This is a genomic window from Pseudomonas promysalinigenes, assembly GCF_014269025.2.
GTDB classification, from domain to species: Bacteria; Pseudomonadota; Gammaproteobacteria; order Pseudomonadales; family Pseudomonadaceae; genus Aquipseudomonas; species Aquipseudomonas promysalinigenes.
Genome location: NZ_CP077094.1, coordinates 108,449 through 130,418 on the forward strand (window position 1 = coordinate 108,449; position 21,970 = coordinate 130,418).

General features: G+C 54.9%; 9 protein-coding genes, 2 tRNA genes and 7 rRNA genes. 13 read left to right on the forward strand and 5 right to left on the reverse strand.

All coding sequences use genetic code 11. The features are described 5' to 3' along the window. Positions 1 to 120: 120 nt before the first annotated feature. The 4 genes from HU725_RS00540 to HU725_RS00555 form a co-directional block, all read right to left on the reverse strand. Positions 121 to 1,572, reverse strand: a complete 1,452-nt coding sequence (locus HU725_RS00540; protein WP_186476044.1) for an NAD(P)(+) transhydrogenase (Re/Si-specific) subunit beta — start codon at positions 1,570 to 1,572, stop codon at positions 121 to 123. Positions 1,573 to 1,574: 2 nt separating this feature from the next. After that, positions 1,575 to 1,889, reverse strand: coding sequence for an NAD(P) transhydrogenase subunit alpha part 2 (locus HU725_RS00545; protein WP_003256966.1), 315 nt, complete (start codon positions 1,887 to 1,889; stop codon positions 1,575 to 1,577). A gap of 12 nt (positions 1,890 to 1,901) precedes the next feature. Continuing rightward, positions 1,902 to 3,023: a Re/Si-specific NAD(P)(+) transhydrogenase subunit alpha gene (locus HU725_RS00550; protein ID WP_060480113.1), complete on the reverse strand. Its 1,122-nt coding sequence runs from the start codon at positions 3,021 to 3,023 to the stop codon at positions 1,902 to 1,904. Positions 3,024 to 3,433: 410 nt separating this feature from the next. Then, complete coding sequence (locus tag HU725_RS00555) at positions 3,434 to 4,360, reverse strand: LysR family transcriptional regulator (protein WP_186476043.1); 927 nt, start codon at positions 4,358 to 4,360, stop codon at positions 3,434 to 3,436. A gap of 162 nt (positions 4,361 to 4,522) precedes the next feature. Between HU725_RS00555 and HU725_RS00560 the strand changes: the two genes are divergently transcribed. The 11 genes from HU725_RS00560 (at position 4,523) to rrf (HU725_RS00610) (ending at position 18,284) form a co-directional block, all read left to right on the forward strand. After that, the gene (locus tag HU725_RS00560) at positions 4,523 to 5,704 is read left to right on the forward strand and encodes an acyl-CoA dehydrogenase (protein ID WP_186476042.1); all 1,182 of its coding nucleotides are present in this window, start codon (positions 4,523 to 4,525) and stop codon (positions 5,702 to 5,704) included. Positions 5,705 to 5,716: 12 nt separating this feature from the next. Beyond that, positions 5,717 to 6,937, forward strand: coding sequence for a CaiB/BaiF CoA transferase family protein (locus tag HU725_RS00565; protein ID WP_186476041.1), 1,221 nt, complete (start codon positions 5,717 to 5,719; stop codon positions 6,935 to 6,937). Between the two features lie 546 nt (positions 6,938 to 7,483). Continuing rightward, a 16S ribosomal RNA gene (locus tag HU725_RS00570) occupies positions 7,484 to 9,020 on the forward strand. A gap of 289 nt (positions 9,021 to 9,309) precedes the next feature. Beyond that, a 23S ribosomal RNA gene (locus tag HU725_RS00575) occupies positions 9,310 to 12,201 on the forward strand. A 128-nt stretch (positions 12,202 to 12,329) separates the two neighbouring features. After that, a 5S ribosomal RNA gene (gene rrf, locus HU725_RS00580) occupies positions 12,330 to 12,445 on the forward strand. 444 nt (positions 12,446 to 12,889) lie between these two features. Beyond that, positions 12,890 to 14,426 (forward strand): 16S ribosomal RNA (locus HU725_RS00585). A gap of 85 nt (positions 14,427 to 14,511) precedes the next feature. Continuing rightward, a tRNA-Ile gene (locus HU725_RS00590) sits at positions 14,512 to 14,588 on the forward strand. 24 nt (positions 14,589 to 14,612) lie between these two features. After that, positions 14,613 to 14,688, forward strand: a tRNA-Ala gene (locus tag HU725_RS00595). A gap of 235 nt (positions 14,689 to 14,923) precedes the next feature. Then, positions 14,924 to 17,815 (forward strand): 23S ribosomal RNA (locus HU725_RS00600). A 128-nt stretch (positions 17,816 to 17,943) separates the two neighbouring features. Beyond that, positions 17,944 to 18,059: ribosomal RNA gene (gene rrf / locus HU725_RS00605) — 5S ribosomal RNA — on the forward strand. A gap of 109 nt (positions 18,060 to 18,168) precedes the next feature. Next, positions 18,169 to 18,284 (forward strand): 5S ribosomal RNA (gene rrf / locus HU725_RS00610). The 16S, 23S and 5S rRNA genes sit together here with 2 tRNA genes alongside, the layout of an rRNA operon. 82 nt (positions 18,285 to 18,366) lie before the next feature. On the opposite strand, the gene HU725_RS00615 is transcribed toward rrf (HU725_RS00610), so the two are convergent. Then, positions 18,367 to 19,056: a GntR family transcriptional regulator gene (locus tag HU725_RS00615; RefSeq protein ID WP_060480545.1), complete on the reverse strand. Its 690-nt coding sequence runs from the start codon at positions 19,054 to 19,056 to the stop codon at positions 18,367 to 18,369. 231 nt (positions 19,057 to 19,287) lie between these two features. Here HU725_RS00615 and lapG point away from each other — a divergent pair, with 231 nt between their 5' ends. Continuing rightward, positions 19,288 to 19,980 (forward strand): cysteine protease LapG, encoded by a 693-nt coding sequence (gene lapG, locus HU725_RS00620; RefSeq protein WP_060480546.1) that lies wholly within the window; start codon positions 19,288 to 19,290, stop codon positions 19,978 to 19,980. Positions 19,981 to 19,990: 10 nt separating this feature from the next. Beyond that, the gene (gene lapD / locus HU725_RS00625) at positions 19,991 to 21,937 is read left to right on the forward strand and encodes a cyclic di-GMP receptor LapD (protein WP_186479020.1); all 1,947 of its coding nucleotides are present in this window, start codon (positions 19,991 to 19,993) and stop codon (positions 21,935 to 21,937) included. Positions 21,938 to 21,970: the final 33 nt, after the last annotated feature.

Genomic DNA, 21,970 nt, shown 5'->3' on the forward strand with positions numbered 1-21,970 from the left:
CCGCGACCATGGTCGTATGAGAAGCCTGAGAATAGAGCCGTTGATCCGGATCAACAAAAAAAGCCCCGGCAGATTCTGGCCGGGGCTTGTTTTAGTTACGCTGGTTTGCCGTGGTGGTTGTCACTCCACCGCTTTGACCATGTCCTCGATGACCTTCTTGGCGTCACCGAATACCATCATGGTCTTGTCCAGGTAGAACAGTTCGTTGTCCAAACCGGCATAACCGCTGGCCATGGAGCGCTTGTTGACAATGATGGTCTTGGCTTTGAACGCTTCGAGGATAGGCATCCCGGCGATGGGTGACTTGGGATCGTTCTTCGCCGCCGGGTTGACCACGTCGTTGGCGCCCAGTACCAGCACCACATCGGCTTGGCCGAATTCGGCGTTGATGTCCTCCATTTCGAACACCTGGTCGTATGGCACCTCGGCCTCGGCCAGCAGTACGTTCATGTGCCCAGGCATGCGCCCTGCCACCGGGTGAATGGCGTATTTCACGGTCACGCCATTGTGGCTCAGCTTTTCGGTCAGCTCCTTGAGTGCGTGCTGGGCGCGCGCCACCGCCAGGCCATAGCCCGGAACGATGATCACGCTGTCGGCGTTGCTCAACAGGAACGTGGCATCGTCGGCCGAACCGGATTTCACCGGGCGTTGCTCCTTCGACCCTTGGGCGGCGCCAGCATCGACATCGCCACCAAAGCCACCAAGGATCACATTGAAGAACGAGCGGTTCATCGCCTTGCACATGATGTACGAGAGGATCGCACCGCTCGAACCCACCAGGGAGCCGGCGATGATCAGCATCGAGTTGTTCAGTGAGAAGCCAATACCGGCGGCAGCCCATCCCGAATAGCTGTTGAGCATCGATACCACCACCGGCATGTCGGCACCGCCGATCGGAATAATGATCAGCACACCCATGATGAAGGCCAGTACCAGCATCAAGGTGAAGGCGCTGTAGTGCCCGGTAAAGGTGAACAGCAGGCCCAGAGCGATAGTCGTCAAGCCGAGAATGAGGTTGAGCTTGTGCTGGCCGCTGAACTGTACGGGCGCGCCTTGGAAGAGACGGAACTTGTACTTGCCCGACAGCTTGCCGAAAGCGATCACAGAACCTGAGAAAGTAATGGCACCGATGGCCGCCCCCAGGAACAGCTCCAGGCGGTTACCCGTGGGGATCGGGTCGCTGATTGCAGCGACGATACCCATCGATTGTGGCTCCAGCACGGCGGCGATGGCGATGAATACCGCAGCCAGGCCGATCATGCTGTGCATGAAGGCCACCAGCTCCGGCATCTTGGTCATCTCGACGCGCTTGGCCATGATGGAGCCTGCGGTGCCGCCGACCAGCAAACCAACGATGACGTAGCCGATGCCGGCTGTAGCCCCGCCGTTACCAACCGAGAGCGCCGCAAGCTTATAGATGAGGCCAACGGTTGTAAGGATCGCGATCCCCATGCCGATCATGCCGAACAGATTGCCGCGCCGCGAGGTAGTCGGGTGCGATAGGCCCTTGAGCGCCTGGATGAAGCATATGGAGGCGACGAGGTAGAGGAGCGTTACCAGATTCATGCTCATGCTTACTTCTGCGCCTCGTTTTTGGTTTTTTTCTTGAACATTTCGAGCATGCGACGGGTGACCAGGAAGCCACCGAACACATTGACCGCAGCCAATGCCACAGCCAGAGTGCCCATCAGCTTGCCGGCCGGGGTCACGGTGAGGGCTGCGGCCAGCATGGCGCCGACGATGACGATCGCCGAGATGGCGTTGGTGACTGCCATCAACGGGGTATGCAGGGCTGGGGTAACGTTCCACACCACGTGGTAGCCCACATAGATGGCCAGCACGAAGATGATCAGGTTGTAGATGCCGTGAGAAATCAGCATGTCTTCCATTTGTCGTGCTCCTTAGCCGTTCTTGCGGACGACCTGGCCATCGCGGCACATCAGGCAGGCCGCGACGATGTCGTCTTCGAGGTTGATGACCAGCGCGCCGTCCTTGTCGAACAGCAGCTTCATGAAGTCCAGCAGGTTGCGCGCATACAGCGCCGAGGCATCGGCACCCACCTGCGCCGGCAGGTTGGTTGGGCCGACGATGGTCACACCACTGGCCTGTACCACTTGGTCGGCAACGGTCAGCGGGCAGTTACCGCCTTGGGCAGCTGCCAAGTCGATGACCACAGAGCCTGGCTTCATCTGCGCCACTGTCTCGGCGCTAAGCAACGTCGGTGCTTTGCGGCCTGGGATCAAAGCGGTGGTGATGACGATATCGGCCTGCTTGGCCCGTTCGTGCACCGCCTGGGCCTGACGTTGCATCCAGCTGGCCGGCATCGGCCGGGCGTAGCCGCCGACACCCTCGGCGCATTCACGCTCTTCATCGGTTTCGTAAGGCACATCGATGAACTTGGCGCCTAGCGACTCGATCTGCTCCTTCACCGCTGGGCGTACGTCGGACGCCTCGATCACCGCACCCAGGCGCTTTGCCGTGGCAATCGCCTGTAACCCGGCAACGCCCGCGCCCAGAATCAGCACTCGTGCAGCTTTGACGGTACCGGCGGCGGTCATGAGCATGGGCATGAAGCGGGGGTAATGATGAGCGGCCAGCAACACTGCCTTGTAGCCGGCGATGTTGGCCTGTGATGACAGCACGTCCAGGCTTTGCGCCCGTGAGGTGCGCGGCGCAGCTTCCAGGGCGAAGGCGGTGATTCCGCGTTCGGCCATTTTGCTGATCAGTTCGCTGTTGAAGGGGTTGAGCATGCCCAACAAGAGGCTGCCACTGTTGATCAGGGCGAGTTCCTGGTCGTTGGGTGCCACCACCTTGAGCACCAATTGGGCGCCGTAGGCATCGGCTGCGCTTCCCAAGGAAGCACCCACGGCCTCATAGGCACTGTCCGGAATGCTGGCGTTCAGCCCTGCCCCCCGTTGGACGGTAACCTGATGGCCCTGGCCAATCAGTTTCTTGAGGGTTTCTGGGGTCGCAGCGACCCTTGTCTCACCGGTCTGCGTCTCGAGAGGAACACCAATGTGCACGACTATTTCTCCTGCGGTGACCTTTTGTATTTGTAGAAACCAGCGCACTGCGGATGGTGCGCTGGGGCGGCTGTTGAGCGCCGAGCCCACCGAATCCAGGACGGGCGACGCATTTTGCAGGCGAACCCAGAGGCCTTCAACCAGTTATGAAGCGAAACGAAGTTAAAACTACAAGTCACCCTGTGACCGTATGTCGCAAGCAACAGCCCGCAGCCCATAAAACATGGGCTATTGGCAGATTAGGGGAGATTTCGAAATTTTTTGCGATGATTTCGCGAATTGCTTGGTAGATGTCGTAAATCCTTCTGAAAGCCCCATTTCTAGAGGCTTTCAAAGGGTTTTTCGATTCACCGGCACAGTTGTCTTCAATGCGACATTAAATTACATCTGTAGGTGTTCAAAATAATTGACTACAGGGGTAGGTTTGCTGCTTCAGATCGCTCTGAGGCGATGTAGAGCTGCGCCTGGCTGACAAGCCAGTCCCTGAAGGCGCGAAGCGAGGCGGACTCAACCTTGCGCTCTGGAATCATCAGATAGTAGGCCCTGTCGCTAGACAGTGCGTACCTGTTAGCGACTACCAGCCTCCCCTGCTCCAATTCCCGCTGAATGAGGAAAGGCGGAATTAGGGCGATACCCATCTCATGCATCGCCGCTTGGGCCAACATGGAGAACAGCTCATAGCGCGGGCCATTCATGTCGCCGGCTATATTCAGGCCCAGGCCATTGAACCATTGGCGCCATGCATAGGGCCTGGTGGTTTGTTGCAGCAACGGTAGTCTGGCTATTTGCTCAGCCTCCAGCCCCCCTTGCCCATCCAGCAAGGCCGGGCTACACACCGGCATGGGGTTTTCACCCATCAGGCGATGGGACTGCGTGCCCGACCAATCGGCGTCGCCGAAGTAGATGGCGGCATCGAAGGGCGTGTCGGCGAACAGGAATGGCCGGGTACGGTTGGTCAGGTTGACTGTGACTTCTGGATGCCTTTGTTGAAAATCCTTAAGTCGTGGTAGCAGCCACTGAGTGCCGAATGTGGGTACGACGGCCAGTTCGATCACATTAGCGCCCTGCTGACGCATCACCGACAAAGTGTCTCGCTCCACGGCATCCAGTTGCGCAGCAACTCGCCTGCTATATGACAGCCCAGCTTCGGTCAGGCGCACGCCGCGGCGAGAGCGCCTGAACAACTCGACATTGAGAAAGGCTTCGAGTGCGCCGATCTGACGACAGACGGCGCCCTGGGTCAGCGCCAGTTCCTGAGCGGCCTTGGTGAAGCTCTCATGGCGTGCCGCCGCCTCGAAGCAGACCAGCGCTGTAGTACTAGGAATCTTGCGCCGCATGTACGGTAACCTCACTCATTGAGCCATGGGTATGGCTGTTTTCAGTGTTTCGGAGTGACAAAATATCACTGATACGTGCGCAATCCTCGTTTGTAGCGTTGCTAGATCGGGCCTAGGATCAATGGCACAAGAAACTGCTCCCCTATTTCGAGGATTTCGCTCATGGCCGGTAAAGCAAGCTTCAACTGGATCGACCCGCTGCTGCTGGATCAGCAGCTGACTGAAGAGGAGCGTATGGTCCGTGACAGCGCTTACCAGTTCGCCCAGGACAAGCTGGCTCCGCGTGTGCTGGAAGCTTTCCGTCACGAGCAAACCGACCCGGCTATTTTCCGTGAGATGGGTGAGGTTGGCTTGCTCGGGGCGACCATCCCTGAACAGTACGGTGGCAGTGGCCTCAATTATGTGTGCTACGGGCTGATTGCTCGGGAAGTGGAGCGCATCGACTCCGGCTACCGTTCGATGATGAGCGTGCAGTCTTCACTGGTCATGGTGCCGATCAATGAATTTGGCACAGAGGCACAGAAGCAGAAGTACCTGCCCAAGTTGGCCACTGGCGAGTGGATTGGTTGCTTTGGCCTGACCGAGCCTAACCATGGCTCCGATCCAGGTTCGATGATTACCCGTGCGAAGAAGGTCGATGGCGGCTATCGGCTCAGTGGCAGCAAAATGTGGATCACCAACAGCCCTATCGCCGATGTGTTCGTTGTGTGGGCCAAAGATGACGCTGGCGATATTCGTGGCTTCGTCCTGGAGAAAGGCTGGGAAGGTCTCAGCGCCCCGGCAATCCATGGCAAGGTTGGGTTACGTGCCTCCATCACCGGCGAAATCGTCATGGACAATGTATTTGTTCCAGAAGAGAACATTTTCCCGCAGGTGCGTGGCTTGAAAGGTCCGTTCACCTGCCTGAACTCGGCCCGCTATGGCATCTCCTGGGGTGCGCTCGGAGCTGCGGAGGCCTGTTGGCACACCGCCCGCCAGTACACCCTGGACCGCCAGCAGTTCGGTCGGCCGCTGGCTGCTAACCAACTGATCCAGAAAAAACTGGCCGATATGCAGACTGAGATTACCCTGGCGCTGCAAGGCTGCCTGCGTCTGGGGCGCATGAAGGACGACGGCACTGCGGCAGTGGAGATCACGTCGATCATGAAGCGCAACTCATGTGGCAAGGCCCTCGATATAGCCCGGATGGCCCGCGACATGCTCGGCGGAAACGGTATCTCCGATGAGTTCGGTGTAGCCCGACACCTGGTCAATCTCGAAGTAGTCAACACCTATGAGGGTACCCACGATGTGCATGCGCTGATCCTGGGGCGGGCGCAAACCGGCATTCAGGCCTTCTACTGATAAGGAGCCAGCATGGGCGCGCTATCTCATCTGCGAGTGTTGGACCTTTCTCGAGTGTTGGCGGGGCCTTGGTCTGGCCAGATCCTGGCCGACCTCGGCGCTGATGTGATCAAGGTGGAGCGCCCCGGTACTGGCGACGACACCCGCTTCTGGGGGCCGCCCTTCCTCAAGGATGCCGATGGTCAGAGCACCAGTGAAGCTGCCTATTACCTTTCGGCAAACCGCAATAAACGGTCGGTGACTATTGATTTCACCCAGCCCGAAGGTCAACGCCTGGTGCGTGAGCTGGCGGGCGAGTCAGATATCGTCATCGAGAACTTCAAGGTCGGTGGGCTGGCCGCTTACGGGTTGGATTACCAGAGCCTGAAGGCGATCAACCCGCGGCTTATCTATTGCTCGATCACGGGCTTCGGCCAGACCGGGCCCTACGCCAAGCGTGCCGGCTATGATTTCATGATTCAGGGCCTGGGTGGGCTCATGAGTCTGACCGGTCGCCCGGATGGAGAGGAAGGTGCTGGGCCGGTAAAGGTAGGCGTAGCGCTCACCGACATTCTTACCGGGCTGTACTCGACTGTCGCGATACTGGCTGCCCTCGCCTACCGCGATCAGCATGGTGTCGGGCAGCATATCGACATGGCCCTGCTTGATGTTCAGGTGGCCTGCCTGGCCAACCAGGCCATGAACTATCTGGCAACCGGTACTGCGCCGCGGCGGCTAGGGAATGCTCACCCTAATATTGTGCCGTATCAGGACTTCCCCACGGCAGATGGGGACTTCATTCTCACCGTGGGCAATGATGGTCAGTTTCGCAAGTTCGCCGAGGTTGCCGGTCAGCCGCAATGGGCGGATGACCCGCGCTTCGCTACTAATAAGCAGAGAGTGGCGAACCGGGCTGAGTTGATCCCTTTGATTCGTCAGGCTACGGTTTTCAAGACGACCGCAGAGTGGGTGAGCCAGTTGGAAGCTGCAGGTGTGCCTTGCGGGCCAATCAATGACCTCGCACAGGTGTTCCAGGACCCTCAGGTGCTGGCTCGTGGGTTGGCGGTTTCGATGCCTCATGGCTTGGCGGGAAGCGTGCCGCTGGTGGCGAGCCCAATCAGGCTTTCCGAAACGCCAGTTGAGTACCGCCATGCGCCACCTTTACTTGGCGAGCATACGGAAACCGTGCTGGCGCAGGTGCTGGGCATAAGTGCCGATGATATCCAGCGTTTGCGAAGCGCCGCAGTTATATAGAAAAGCGGGGGCCGTTAGGCCCCCGCTTCGTTTTTCAGCAATATTGAACTTTCTTGAAATTAAAGGTTGACGAGCTTTCGAATCCCCTTATAATGCGCCCCACTTCCAGCGACATCGGAACGAAAAACTCCTTGAGATTCAACGAGTTAATTAGTTTGGGCGAACTTGGAAGCGCTTCGGTCGACTGATCGATAGCGGTGGAGATGAAGGTTGACAGCGGTTTTAAACGCTGTATGATTCGCCTCCCGCTACGAGAGATCGCAGCGAGTCAAGTGTTTGAAGCTAAACGAGTTTCTCGCAAAAAACTTCAAAATAAACGCTTGACAGCAAATGAGGAAAGCGTAGAATGCGCGCCTCGGTTGAGACGAAACGCTCTTAGCCAAACGCTCTTTAACAAATCGAATCAAGCAATTCGTGTGGGTGCTTGTGAGTACGGACTGATAGTCACAAAGATTATCAGCATCACAAGTGGCCATGCGAGAAATCACATAGTCATTTGAGATTGCTGAGCCAAGTTTAGGGTTTCTTAAAAACCCAAGCAGTATTGAACTGAAGAGTTTGATCATGGCTCAGATTGAACGCTGGCGGCAGGCCTAACACATGCAAGTCGAGCGGATGACGGGAGCTTGCTCCTTGATTCAGCGGCGGACGGGTGAGTAATGCCTAGGAATCTGCCTGGTAGTGGGGGACAACGTTTCGAAAGGAACGCTAATACCGCATACGTCCTACGGGAGAAAGCAGGGGACCTTCGGGCCTTGCGCTATCAGATGAGCCTAGGTCGGATTAGCTAGTTGGTGAGGTAATGGCTCACCAAGGCGACGATCCGTAACTGGTCTGAGAGGATGATCAGTCACACTGGAACTGAGACACGGTCCAGACTCCTACGGGAGGCAGCAGTGGGGAATATTGGACAATGGGCGAAAGCCTGATCCAGCCATGCCGCGTGTGTGAAGAAGGTCTTCGGATTGTAAAGCACTTTAAGTTGGGAGGAAGGGCAGTAAGCTAATACCTTGCTGTTTTGACGTTACCGACAGAATAAGCACCGGCTAACTCTGTGCCAGCAGCCGCGGTAATACAGAGGGTGCAAGCGTTAATCGGAATTACTGGGCGTAAAGCGCGCGTAGGTGGTTTGTTAAGTTGGATGTGAAAGCCCCGGGCTCAACCTGGGAACTGCATCCAAAACTGGCAAGCTAGAGTACGGTAGAGGGTGGTGGAATTTCCTGTGTAGCGGTGAAATGCGTAGATATAGGAAGGAACACCAGTGGCGAAGGCGACCACCTGGACTGATACTGACACTGAGGTGCGAAAGCGTGGGGAGCAAACAGGATTAGATACCCTGGTAGTCCACGCCGTAAACGATGTCAACTAGCCGTTGGAATCCTTGAGATTTTAGTGGCGCAGCTAACGCATTAAGTTGACCGCCTGGGGAGTACGGCCGCAAGGTTAAAACTCAAATGAATTGACGGGGGCCCGCACAAGCGGTGGAGCATGTGGTTTAATTCGAAGCAACGCGAAGAACCTTACCAGGCCTTGACATGCAGAGAACTTTCCAGAGATGGATTGGTGCCTTCGGGAACTCTGACACAGGTGCTGCATGGCTGTCGTCAGCTCGTGTCGTGAGATGTTGGGTTAAGTCCCGTAACGAGCGCAACCCTTGTCCTTAGTTACCAGCACGTTATGGTGGGCACTCTAAGGAGACTGCCGGTGACAAACCGGAGGAAGGTGGGGATGACGTCAAGTCATCATGGCCCTTACGGCCTGGGCTACACACGTGCTACAATGGTCGGTACAGAGGGTTGCCAAGCCGCGAGGTGGAGCTAATCTCACAAAACCGATCGTAGTCCGGATCGCAGTCTGCAACTCGACTGCGTGAAGTCGGAATCGCTAGTAATCGCGAATCAGAATGTCGCGGTGAATACGTTCCCGGGCCTTGTACACACCGCCCGTCACACCATGGGAGTGGGTTGCACCAGAAGTAGCTAGTCTAACCTTCGGGAGGACGGTTACCACGGTGTGATTCATGACTGGGGTGAAGTCGTAACAAGGTAGCCGTAGGGGAACCTGCGGCTGGATCACCTCCTTAATCGACGACATCAGCCTGCTGATGAGCTCCCACACGAATTGCTTGATTCATGGTTGAAGACGTTGCACCTGATCGAATTCAGAAATGAACATTCGCGTCGAATGTTGATTTCTGACTTTGTCAGATCGTTCTTTAAAAATTCGGATATGTGATAGATATAGACTGATAGCCAGTTTCACTGCTGGGTATCAGGCTAAGGTAAAATTTGTGAGTTCTGCGCGTAAGCGCAACATGCGAATTTTCGGCGAATGTCGTCTTCACAGTATAACCAGATTGCTTGGGGTTATATGGTCAAGTGAAGAAGCGCATACGGTGGATGCCTTGGCAGTCAGAGGCGATGAAAGACGTGGTAGCCTGCGATAAGCTTTGGGGAGTCGGCAAACAGACTGTGATCCAGAGATCTCTGAATGGGGGAACCCACTCAGCATAAGCTGAGTATCTTGTACTGAATACATAGGTGCAAGAGGCGAACCAGGGGAACTGAAACATCTAAGTACCCTGAGGAAAAGAAATCAACCGAGATTCCCTTAGTAGTGGCGAGCGAACGGGGACCAGCCCTTAAGTTGGTTTGAGATTAGTGGAACGCTCTGGAAAGTGCGGCCATAGTGGGTGATAGCCCCGTACACGAAAGTCTCTTATCAATGAAATCGAGTAGGACGGAGCACGAGAAACTTTGTCTGAACATGGGGGGACCATCCTCCAAGGCTAAATACTACTGACTGACCGATAGTGAACCAGTACCGTGAGGGAAAGGCGAAAAGAACCCCGGAGAGGGGAGTGAAATAGAACCTGAAACCGTATGCGTACAAGCAGTGGGAGCCTACTTTGTTAGGTGACTGCGTACCTTTTGTATAATGGGTCAGCGACTTATATTCAGTGGCGAGCTTAACCGAATAGGGGAGGCGTAGCGAAAGCGAGTCTTAATAGGGCGTTTAGTCGCTGGGTATAGACCCGAAACCGGGCGATCTATCCATGGGCAGGTTGAAGGTTAGGTAACACTGACTGGAGGACCGAACCGACTACCGTTGAAAAGTTAGCGGATGACCTGTGGATCGGAGTGAAAGGCTAATCAAGCTCGGAGATAGCTGGTTCTCCTCGAAAGCTATTTAGGTAGCGCCTCATGTATCACTGTAGGGGGTAGAGCACTGTTTCGGCTAGGGGGTCATCCCGACTTACCAAACCGATGCAAACTCCGAATACCTACAAGTGCCGAGCATGGGAGACACACGGCGGGTGCTAACGTCCGTCGTGAAAAGGGAAACAACCCAGACCGTCAGCTAAGGTCCCAAAGTCATGGTTAAGTGGGAAACGATGTGGGAAGGCTTAGACAGCTAGGAGGTTGGCTTAGAAGCAGCCATCCTTTAAAGAAAGCGTAATAGCTCACTAGTCGAGTCGGCCTGCGCGGAAGATGTAACGGGGCTCAAACCATGCACCGAAGCTACGGGTATCACCTTTGGTGATGCGGTAGAGGAGCGTTCTGTAAGCCTGTGAAGGTGAGTTGAGAAGCTTGCTGGAGGTATCAGAAGTGCGAATGCTGACATGAGTAACGACAATGCGAGTGAAAAACTCGCACGCCGAAAGACCAAGGTTTCCTGCGCAACGTTAATCGACGCAGGGTTAGTCGGTCCCTAAGGCGAGGCTGAAAAGCGTAGTCGATGGAAAACAGGTTAATATTCCTGTACTTCCAGTTATTGCGATGGAGGGACGGAGAAGGCTAGGCCAGCTTGGCGTTGGTTGTCCAAGTTTAAGGTGGTAGGCTGAGATCTTAGGCAAATCCGGGATCTTAAGGCCGAGAGCTGATGACGAGTGCTCTTTAGAGCGCGAAGTGGTTGATGCCATGCTTCCAAGAAAAGCTCCTAAGCTTCAGATAACTGGGAACCGTACCCCAAACCGACACAGGTGGTTAGGTAGAGAATACCAAGGCGCTTGAGAGAACTCGGGTGAAGGAACTAGGCAAAATGGCACCGTAACTTCGGGAGAAGGTGCGCCGGCGAGGGTGAAGGACTTGCTCCGTAAGCCCATGCCGGTCGAAGATACCAGGCCGCTGCGACTGTTTATTAAAAACACAGCACTCTGCAAACACGAAAGTGGACGTATAGGGTGTGACGCCTGCCCGGTGCCGGAAGGTTAATTGATGGGGTTAGCGCAAGCGAAGCTCTTGATCGAAGCCCCGGTAAACGGCGGCCGTAACTATAACGGTCCTAAGGTAGCGAAATTCCTTGTCGGGTAAGTTCCGACCTGCACGAATGGCGTAACGATGGCGGCGCTGTCTCCACCCGAGACTCAGTGAAATTGAAATCGCTGTGAAGATGCAGTGTATCCGCGGCTAGACGGAAAGACCCCGTGAACCTTTACTATAGCTTTGCACTGGACTTTGAATTTGCTTGTGTAGGATAGGTGGGAGGCTTTGAAGTGGGGACGCCAGTTCTCATGGAGCCATCCTTGAAATACCACCCTGGCAACTTTGAGGTTCTAACTCAGGTCCGTTATCCGGATCGAGGACAGTGTATGGTGGGTAGTTTGACTGGGGCGGTCTCCTCCCAAAGAGTAACGGAGGAGTACGAAGGTGCGCTCAGACCGGTCGGAAATCGGTCGTAGAGTATAAAGGCAAAAGCGCGCTTGACTGCGAGACAAACACGTCGAGCAGGTACGAAAGTAGGTCTTAGTGATCCGGTGGTTCTGTATGGAAGGGCCATCGCTCAACGGATAAAAGGTACTCCGGGGATAACAGGCTGATACCGCCCAAGAGTTCATATCGACGGCGGTGTTTGGCACCTCGATGTCGGCTCATCACATCCTGGGGCTGAAGCCGGTCCCAAGGGTATGGCTGTTCGCCATTTAAAGTGGTACGCGAGCTGGGTTTAGAACGTCGTGAGACAGTTCGGTCCCTATCTGCCGTGGACGTTTGAGATTTGAGAGGGGCTGCTCCTAGTACGAGAGGACCGGAGTGGACGAACCTCTGGTGTTCCGGTTGTCACGCCAGTGGCATTGCCGGGTAGCTATGTTCGGAAGAGATAACCGCTGAAAGCATCTAAGCGGGAAACTTGCCTCAAGATGAGATCTCACTGGGATCTTGAATCCCCTAAAGGGCCGTCGAAGACTACGACGTTGATAGGTTGGGTGTGTAAGCGCTGTGAGGCGTTGAGCTAACCAATACTAATTGCCCGTGAGGCTTGACCATATAACACCCAAGCAATCTGCAGCGCAGATTGTGGTGGTGAAGACGAAAGACCCGAAAATTCGCAACATCACAAATCGCATATCCGAATTCGCTGGGCTGTCCAACAGGACATTCTGGCTACAGAATTTCTTGACGACCATAGAGCATTGGAACCACCTGATCCCATCCCGAACTCAGTAGTGAAACGATGCATCGCCGATGGTAGTGTGGGGTTTCCCCATGTGAGAGTAGGTCATCGTCAAGATTTATTTCGCAAAACCCCTATCTGCGCATGCAGGTAGGGGTTTTGTCTTTAAGTAGAAGCTGTCGCTTCTCCTGGTAGGCTGAAGGCCGCCAGTGGTTGTAAAAGGTGGTTGACAGCATTTTTGAATGCTGTAGTATTCACCTCCCGCGACGAGAGATCGAAGCGAGTTAAGTGTTTGAAGCTAAACGAGTTTCTCGCAAAAACTTCAAAATAAACGCTTGACAGCAAATGAGGAAAGCGTAGAATGCGCGCCTCGGTTGGGACGAAACGCTCTTAACCAAACGCTCTTTAACAAATCGAATCAAGCAATTCGTGTGGGTGCTTGTGAGTACGGACTGATAGTCACAAAGATTATCAGCATCACAAGTGACCATGCGAGAAATCACATAGTCATTTGAGATTGCTGAGCCAAGTTTAGGGTTTCTTAAAAACCCAAGCAGTATTGAACTGAAGAGTTTGATCATGGCTCAGATTGAACGCTGGCGGCAGGCCTAACACATGCAAGTCGAGCGGATGACGGGAGCTTGCTCCTTGATTTAGCGGCGGACGGGTGAGTAATGCCTAGGAATCTGCCTGGTAGTGGGGGACAACGTTTCGAAAGGAACGCTAATACCGCATACGTCCTACGGGAGAAAGCAGGGGACCTTCGGGCCTTGCGCTATCAGATGAGCCTAGGTCGGATTAGCTAGTTGGTGAGGTAATGGCTCACCAAGGCGACGATCCGTAACTGGTCTGAGAGGATGATCAGTCACACTGGAACTGAGACACGGTCCAGACTCCTACGGGAGGCAGCAGTGGGGAATATTGGACAATGGGCGAAAGCCTGATCCAGCCATGCCGCGTGTGTGAAGAAGGTCTTCGGATTGTAAAGCACTTTAAGTTGGGAGGAAGGGCAGTAAGCTAATACCTTGCTGTTTTGACGTTACCGACAGAATAAGCACCGGCTAACTCTGTGCCAGCAGCCGCGGTAATACAGAGGGTGCAAGCGTTAATCGGAATTACTGGGCGTAAAGCGCGCGTAGGTGGTTTGTTAAGTTGGATGTGAAAGCCCCGGGCTCAACCTGGGAACTGCATCCAAAACTGGCAAGCTAGAGTACGGTAGAGGGTGGTGGAATTTCCTGTGTAGCGGTGAAATGCGTAGATATAGGAAGGAACACCAGTGGCGAAGGCGACCACCTGGACTGATACTGACACTGAGGTGCGAAAGCGTGGGGAGCAAACAGGATTAGATACCCTGGTAGTCCACGCCGTAAACGATGTCAACTAGCCGTTGGAATCCTTGAGATTTTAGTGGCGCAGCTAACGCATTAAGTTGACCGCCTGGGGAGTACGGCCGCAAGGTTAAAACTCAAATGAATTGACGGGGGCCCGCACAAGCGGTGGAGCATGTGGTTTAATTCGAAGCAACGCGAAGAACCTTACCAGGCCTTGACATGCAGAGAACTTTCCAGAGATGGATTGGTGCCTTCGGGAACTCTGACACAGGTGCTGCATGGCTGTCGTCAGCTCGTGTCGTGAGATGTTGGGTTAAGTCCCGTAACGAGCGCAACCCTTGTCCTTAGTTACCAGCACGTTATGGTGGGCACTCTAAGGAGACTGCCGGTGACAAACCGGAGGAAGGTGGGGATGACGTCAAGTCATCATGGCCCTTACGGCCTGGGCTACACACGTGCTACAATGGTCGGTACAGAGGGTTGCCAAGCCGCGAGGTGGAGCTAATCTCACAAAACCGATCGTAGTCCGGATCGCAGTCTGCAACTCGACTGCGTGAAGTCGGAATCGCTAGTAATCGCGAATCAGAATGTCGCGGTGAATACGTTCCCGGGCCTTGTACACACCGCCCGTCACACCATGGGAGTGGGTTGCACCAGAAGTAGCTAGTCTAACCTTCGGGAGGACGGTTACCACGGTGTGATTCATGACTGGGGTGAAGTCGTAACAAGGTAGCCGTAGGGGAACCTGCGGCTGGATCACCTCCTTAATCGACGACATCAGCCTGCTGATGAGCTCCCACACGAATTGCTTGATTCATTGTAAAAGACGATGCTGTAACGCAACCTTGTTATAGGTCTGTAGCTCAGTTGGTTAGAGCGCACCCCTGATAAGGGTGAGGTCGGCAGTTCAAATCTGCCCAGACCTACCATTACATGGTTCAGCCGTAGGATACGGGGCCATAGCTCAGCTGGGAGAGCGCCTGCCTTGCACGCAGGAGGTCAGCGGTTCGATCCCGCTTGGCTCCACCACTTCTGCTCTACTTGATCAGAATTCAGAAATGAACATTCAGTTCGAATGTTGATTTCTGGCTTTTGTCAGATCGTTCTTTAAAAATTCGGATATGTGATAGATATAGACTGATAGCCAGTTTCACTGCTGGGTATCAGGCTAAGGTAAAATTTGTGAGTTCTGCGCGTAAGCGCAACATGCGAATTTTCGGCGAATGTCGTCTTCACAGTATAACCAGATTGCTTGGGGTTATATGGTCAAGTGAAGAAGCGCATACGGTGGATGCCTTGGCAGTCAGAGGCGATGAAAGACGTGGTAGCCTGCGATAAGCTTTGGGGAGTCGGCAAACAGACTGTGATCCAGAGATCTCTGAATGGGGGAACCCACTCAGCATAAGCTGAGTATCTTGTACTGAATACATAGGTGCAAGAGGCGAACCAGGGGAACTGAAACATCTAAGTACCCTGAGGAAAAGAAATCAACCGAGATTCCCTTAGTAGTGGCGAGCGAACGGGGACCAGCCCTTAAGTTGGTTTGAGATTAGTGGAACGCTCTGGAAAGTGCGGCCATAGTGGGTGATAGCCCCGTACACGAAAGTCTCTTATCAATGAAATCGAGTAGGACGGAGCACGAGAAACTTTGTCTGAACATGGGGGGACCATCCTCCAAGGCTAAATACTACTGACTGACCGATAGTGAACCAGTACCGTGAGGGAAAGGCGAAAAGAACCCCGGAGAGGGGAGTGAAATAGAACCTGAAACCGTATGCGTACAAGCAGTGGGAGCCTACTTTGTTAGGTGACTGCGTACCTTTTGTATAATGGGTCAGCGACTTATATTCAGTGGCGAGCTTAACCGAATAGGGGAGGCGTAGCGAAAGCGAGTCTTAATAGGGCGTTTAGTCGCTGGGTATAGACCCGAAACCGGGCGATCTATCCATGGGCAGGTTGAAGGTTAGGTAACACTGACTGGAGGACCGAACCGACTACCGTTGAAAAGTTAGCGGATGACCTGTGGATCGGAGTGAAAGGCTAATCAAGCTCGGAGATAGCTGGTTCTCCTCGAAAGCTATTTAGGTAGCGCCTCATGTATCACTGTAGGGGGTAGAGCACTGTTTCGGCTAGGGGGTCATCCCGACTTACCAAACCGATGCAAACTCCGAATACCTACAAGTGCCGAGCATGGGAGACACACGGCGGGTGCTAACGTCCGTCGTGAAAAGGGAAACAACCCAGACCGTCAGCTAAGGTCCCAAAGTCATGGTTAAGTGGGAAACGATGTGGGAAGGCTTAGACAGCTAGGAGGTTGGCTTAGAAGCAGCCATCCTTTAAAGAAAGCGTAATAGCTCACTAGTCGAGTCGGCCTGCGCGGAAGATGTAACGGGGCTCAAACCATGCACCGAAGCTACGGGTATCACCTTTGGTGATGCGGTAGAGGAGCGTTCTGTAAGCCTGTGAAGGTGAGTTGAGAAGCTTGCTGGAGGTATCAGAAGTGCGAATGCTGACATGAGTAACGACAATGCGAGTGAAAAACTCGCACGCCGAAAGACCAAGGTTTCCTGCGCAACGTTAATCGACGCAGGGTTAGTCGGTCCCTAAGGCGAGGCTGAAAAGCGTAGTCGATGGAAAACAGGTTAATATTCCTGTACTTCCAGTTATTGCGATGGAGGGACGGAGAAGGCTAGGCCAGCTTGGCGTTGGTTGTCCAAGTTTAAGGTGGTAGGCTGAGATCTTAGGCAAATCCGGGATCTTAAGGCCGAGAGCTGATGACGAGTGCTCTTTAGAGCGCGAAGTGGTTGATGCCATGCTTCCAAGAAAAGCTCCTAAGCTTCAGATAACTGGGAACCGTACCCCAAACCGACACAGGTGGTTAGGTAGAGAATACCAAGGCGCTTGAGAGAACTCGGGTGAAGGAACTAGGCAAAATGGCACCGTAACTTCGGGAGAAGGTGCGCCGGCGAGGGTGAAGGACTTGCTCCGTAAGCCCATGCCGGTCGAAGATACCAGGCCGCTGCGACTGTTTATTAAAAACACAGCACTCTGCAAACACGAAAGTGGACGTATAGGGTGTGACGCCTGCCCGGTGCCGGAAGGTTAATTGATGGGGTTAGCGCAAGCGAAGCTCTTGATCGAAGCCCCGGTAAACGGCGGCCGTAACTATAACGGTCCTAAGGTAGCGAAATTCCTTGTCGGGTAAGTTCCGACCTGCACGAATGGCGTAACGATGGCGGCGCTGTCTCCACCCGAGACTCAGTGAAATTGAAATCGCTGTGAAGATGCAGTGTATCCGCGGCTAGACGGAAAGACCCCGTGAACCTTTACTATAGCTTTGCACTGGACTTTGAATTTGCTTGTGTAGGATAGGTGGGAGGCTTTGAAGTGGGGACGCCAGTTCTCATGGAGCCATCCTTGAAATACCACCCTGGCAACTTTGAGGTTCTAACTCAGGTCCGTTATCCGGATCGAGGACAGTGTATGGTGGGTAGTTTGACTGGGGCGGTCTCCTCCCAAAGAGTAACGGAGGAGTACGAAGGTGCGCTCAGACCGGTCGGAAATCGGTCGTAGAGTATAAAGGCAAAAGCGCGCTTGACTGCGAGACAAACACGTCGAGCAGGTACGAAAGTAGGTCTTAGTGATCCGGTGGTTCTGTATGGAAGGGCCATCGCTCAACGGATAAAAGGTACTCCGGGGATAACAGGCTGATACCGCCCAAGAGTTCATATCGACGGCGGTGTTTGGCACCTCGATGTCGGCTCATCACATCCTGGGGCTGAAGCCGGTCCCAAGGGTATGGCTGTTCGCCATTTAAAGTGGTACGCGAGCTGGGTTTAGAACGTCGTGAGACAGTTCGGTCCCTATCTGCCGTGGACGTTTGAGATTTGAGAGGGGCTGCTCCTAGTACGAGAGGACCGGAGTGGACGAACCTCTGGTGTTCCGGTTGTCACGCCAGTGGCATTGCCGGGTAGCTATGTTCGGAAGAGATAACCGCTGAAAGCATCTAAGCGGGAAACTTGCCTCAAGATGAGATCTCACTGGGATCTTGAATCCCCTAAAGGGCCGTCGAAGACTACGACGTTGATAGGTTGGGTGTGTAAGCGCTGTGAGGCGTTGAGCTAACCAATACTAATTGCCCGTGAGGCTTGACCATATAACACCCAAGCAATCTGCAGTGCAGATTGTGGTGGTGAAGACGAAAGACCCGAAAATTCGCAACATCACAAATCGCATATCCGAATTCGCTGGGCTGTCCAACAGGACATTCTGGCTACAGAATTTCTTGACGACCATAGAGCATTGGAACCACCTGATCCCATCCCGAACTCAGTAGTGAAACGATGCATCGCCGATGGTAGTGTGGGGTTTCCCCATGTGAGAGTAGGTCATCGTCAAGATTCATTTCGCAAAACCCCTATCTGCGTATGCAGGTAGGGGTTTTGTCTTTAAGTAGGAACTACAGAGATTCGCAGGTACGTCCTCAGGACGGATCAGCACACAGAATTTCTTGACGACCATAGAGCATTGGAACCACCTGATCCCATCCCGAACTCAGCAGTGAAACGATGCATCGCCGATGGTAGTGTGGGGTTTCCCCATGTGAGAGTAGGTCATCGTCAAGATTCAAACAAAAAGCCCCTGTCTGCATTGCAGACAGGGGCTTTTTCTTTTCTAGGCAAGGGTGCACCCCAACCCGTCACGCTTCTAAACAGCGCGCTGTTTGTTCAGGTAGTTTCTAATCACACGTGCGCCGTTATTCAGGTGCTGCTGCAACACCCCCACTGCCTCCTCGACCTGCTTGGACGCAGCAGCGTCCACAAGGGCATTATGATCGTCCTGAGTGAGCTTGCCCAAGCCCATGGACGATAGGTGGAAACGCAAAAAACGTTCTTCTTCGTTCAGCTCGTTCTCGATCAAGCGCAGCAGTTTTTGATTGGAGGCCTTGCTATAGAGCGTCATATGCAGCAGCCGATTGAGACGGCCGATTTGCGCATGACTGGTTTCGTGTTCCAGCTGCTCGATGTAGCTACGAGCGCTAGCTATGTCGCTTTCCTCAAGCAACGGTATCGACTGGCGCAGCGCTTGGCTTTCAAGGAGTACGCGCAGCTCATAGGTGTCGACCGCGTCCTCACCAATCAACGGGGCAACGACTGCCCCTTTGTGCATCTCTACTCGCAGTAACGACTGTGCTTCCAATTGGCGGAGCGCCTCGCGCACAGGCATGCGGCTGACGCCATATAAGTCAGCAATTTCCTGCTGGCGAACGGCGGTGCCAGGTGGCAAGCGACCATCAACGATGGCGTTGCGTAGGCGCTCTTCAATCACGCTGCGGGCCAGGTGGGGTGATAGCTGCTCGCTAGCTAGCACATTACTGAGTTTGATTTTCTCAGCCAAAGAACGCCTCGACTATAAAAGTTGGATCCAATAAGCCGCATTATAGGCAGGGAGCCTCGGCAAACGCAGCTGCACCTATCAACGATCCAACGCAGCCTGTAGTAGGGGGTGAATAACCATAAAGTAATATAGCTCCAAGTCGCAGACGGGATGATTGCATGGTGCCATTGTCTTTTGAGTGGACAGGCCCCACCATCGCTGCTTTGGAATGAACTGAACAGGGCCTAGCAAGTGGCGTTCACTTGGCTACTCAAAACCGCAGTGCGACGTCTCGGCCTAGCCCTGCTGATGGGTACTCTGCTGCTGAGCGGCCTGAATGCCGATTGGGACTTTGCCGAGATCAGCCGCAAATCCCAGGCACTGTACGGGCCTTTGGGTGCTGGCAAGGGCCGTATCGATGCCTGGCAGCGGTTGATGGCCACACAAAGCCAGGGGAGCGAGATGCAGCGGCTGCAAGTGGTTAACCAGTTCTTCAACCAGCAGCTGCGTTATGTCGAGGACATCGACCTTTGGCATGAAGTCGATTACTGGGCTACCCCGATTCAAGCGCTGATCAAAGGTGCAGGCGACTGCGAGGACTACGCCATCGCCAAATACTTCAGTTTGCGGCGTATGGGCATACCCAGTGAAAAGCTGCGCATCACCTACGTCAAAGCCCTGCGCCAGAACCGCGCGCATATGGTACTGACCTATTATTCAAGCCCGCAGTCACAACCGCTTGTACTGGACAGCCTCATGGATGCGATCAAGCCTGCCAGCCAGCGAACCGACTTGCTGCCGGTATACGCCTTCAATGGCGAAGGCCTGTGGCTGACGGGCGCTACCGGCAACAAGAAAGTGGGTGATACCAAACGGTTGTCCCGTTGGCAGGATTTGCTGAAGAAAATGCAGGCCGAAGGGTTCCCGGCCGAACCGGTTTACTGAAGGAGCACAGATGTCACTGTTCAAACAATTGCTGTTGGCCATTTGCCTGTTCCTGATAGTCGCGTTCAGCGGCAGTTTCATGGTCAGCCTGGAAAGCTCGCGCAGCCAATACGTCAACCAGTTGCGGTCCCACGCTCAGGACGCAGCGACAGCCTTGGCCTTGTCGCTGACGCCGAACATCGATGACCCGGCAATGGTCGAGCTGATGGTCAGCTCGATCTTCGACAGTGGCTACTACGCCAGCATCAAGGTCGTGGACATTGAATCCAATGCCGTGCTGGTGGAGCGGCATGCCGAGCCCGACCCTGGAGGTGTACCGGCGTGGTTCATCCACTTGATAGGCCTGGAGGCTGCTGGCGGCGATGCAATCGTCAGCCGTGGCTGGCAGCAGGCTGCTCGCGTGGAAGTCATCAGCCACCCGATGTTCGCGATTGCCAAGCTGTGGCAGAGCGCCTTGGGCAGCCTTGGTTGGTTACTGCTGTGTGGCGTTGCAAGCGCGGTGCTTGGTGCGCTGTTGCTGCGCCGTCAATTGCGTCCGCTGGATTATATGGTCGAGCAGTCCCATGCCATCGCACGGCGTGAATTCCTCAGCCTGCCAGAACTGCCGCGCACACCTGAACTGGCTCGTGTGGTGCAGGCCATGAACCAGATGGTGGAGAAGCTCAAAGCGCTGTTTACCGAGCAGGCCGAGCGCAGTGAGCGGCTGCGCGCCGAGTCCTACCAGGACAGCCTCACAGGGCTTTCCAATCGGCGCTATTTCGAAATGCAGTTGGCGGCACGGGTCAGCAATATGGAAGAGGCCCGCTCTGGCTACCTGCTGCTGCTGCGCGTGCAGGACCTGGCAGGGCTCAACGCCCGCCTGGGTGGCCAGCGTACCGACCAACTGCTGCAGGCGGTAGGCGAGCAACTGCGGCGTACTTGTGCCAATTTCCCAGAAACCAATGACCTGATCTCTCGCAGCCGTGGCGGCGAGTTCGCCGTTCTGGCCCCTGGTATGGTCCACGAAGAGGCCGTGCAGCTTGCTCAGGCGTTGGAGGCCACGCTGCAAAGTTTGCATGTGACCGGGGCTAGTGACGTCGACCCGGTGGCCTGCATCGGTCTTGCACCCTTTACCCCTGGCGATGCACCCCAAGCGTTGCTGAAACTGGCGGACGAAGCCTTGGCCCGGGCCGAGAACCAGCCCACTCCTGGGTGGGTGTGCCTTGAGCAAGGCGTTGCCGCGGTGGCAGGGGATACCCAGCATGGCTGGCATACACGACTGGACCAAGCGTTCGCCAACGGGCAGTTCGAACTGTTCTTCCAACCTGTGGTGGATGCCAATCAGACCGACCACATCCTTCACTATAAGGTGATCTCGCGCCTTCACGATGACCAAGGCGAGGCACTGCCAGCCGGCCGCTTCTTACCATGGCTTGAGCGTTTTGGCTGGATGCCGCGGCTTGATGTGCTTGTGCTGGAGAAGGTGCTGGCTCATTTGCAAACCCACAACCACGTCCTGGCGTTGAACCTTTCGGCCGCCACCTTGGCCGACCCTGCTGCCTTGCAGCGTGTGTATGAATTGCTGGGTCAGCATGCTGCTTTGGGCCCTCGATTGATCTTCGAGATCGGCGAAGAGCAGTTACCTGAGCATGCCACCCTGGAGAACATCACCCGGCGCTTGCATGGCCTGGGCTTCGGCTTGGCGCTGCAGCGTTTCGGCGGCAGGTTCAGCATGATTGGCAACCTGGCACACTTGGGCCTGGCCTACCTAAAGATCGACGGCAGTTATATCCGCAATATCGAACAGGAGCAGCACAAGCGCCTCTTCATCGAAGCTATCCAGCGTGCTGCGCACAGTATCGACCTGCCGTTGATCGCCGAGCGCGTAGAAACCGAAGGTGAACGCCGCATTCTTGTGGAAATGGGCGTGGGCGGCGTACAGGGGCAATTGGTCGGTGAGCCGGCCCCCTGGCATTGACCCCAGCGGCGGCGCAGTAGCCCCCTGACGGCA

Bases quoted from the DNA above. Each gene is read 5' to 3' on its own strand.
- HU725_RS00540 (WP_186476044.1), bottom strand. From the start codon at position 1,572: ATGAGCATGAATCTGGTAACGCTCCTCTACCTCGTCGCCTCCATATGC.
- HU725_RS00545 (WP_003256966.1), bottom strand. From the start codon at position 1,889: ATGGAAGACATGCTGATTTCTCACGGCATCTACAACCTGATCATCTTC.
- HU725_RS00555 (WP_186476043.1), bottom strand. From the start codon at position 4,360: ATGCGGCGCAAGATTCCTAGTACTACAGCGCTGGTCTGCTTCGAGGCG.
- HU725_RS00560 (WP_186476042.1), top strand. From the start codon at position 4,523: ATGGCCGGTAAAGCAAGCTTCAACTGGATCGACCCGCTGCTGCTGGAT.
- HU725_RS00565 (WP_186476041.1), top strand. From the start codon at position 5,717: ATGGGCGCGCTATCTCATCTGCGAGTGTTGGACCTTTCTCGAGTGTTG.
- lapD (WP_186479020.1), top strand. From the start codon at position 19,991: ATGTCACTGTTCAAACAATTGCTGTTGGCCATTTGCCTGTTCCTGATA.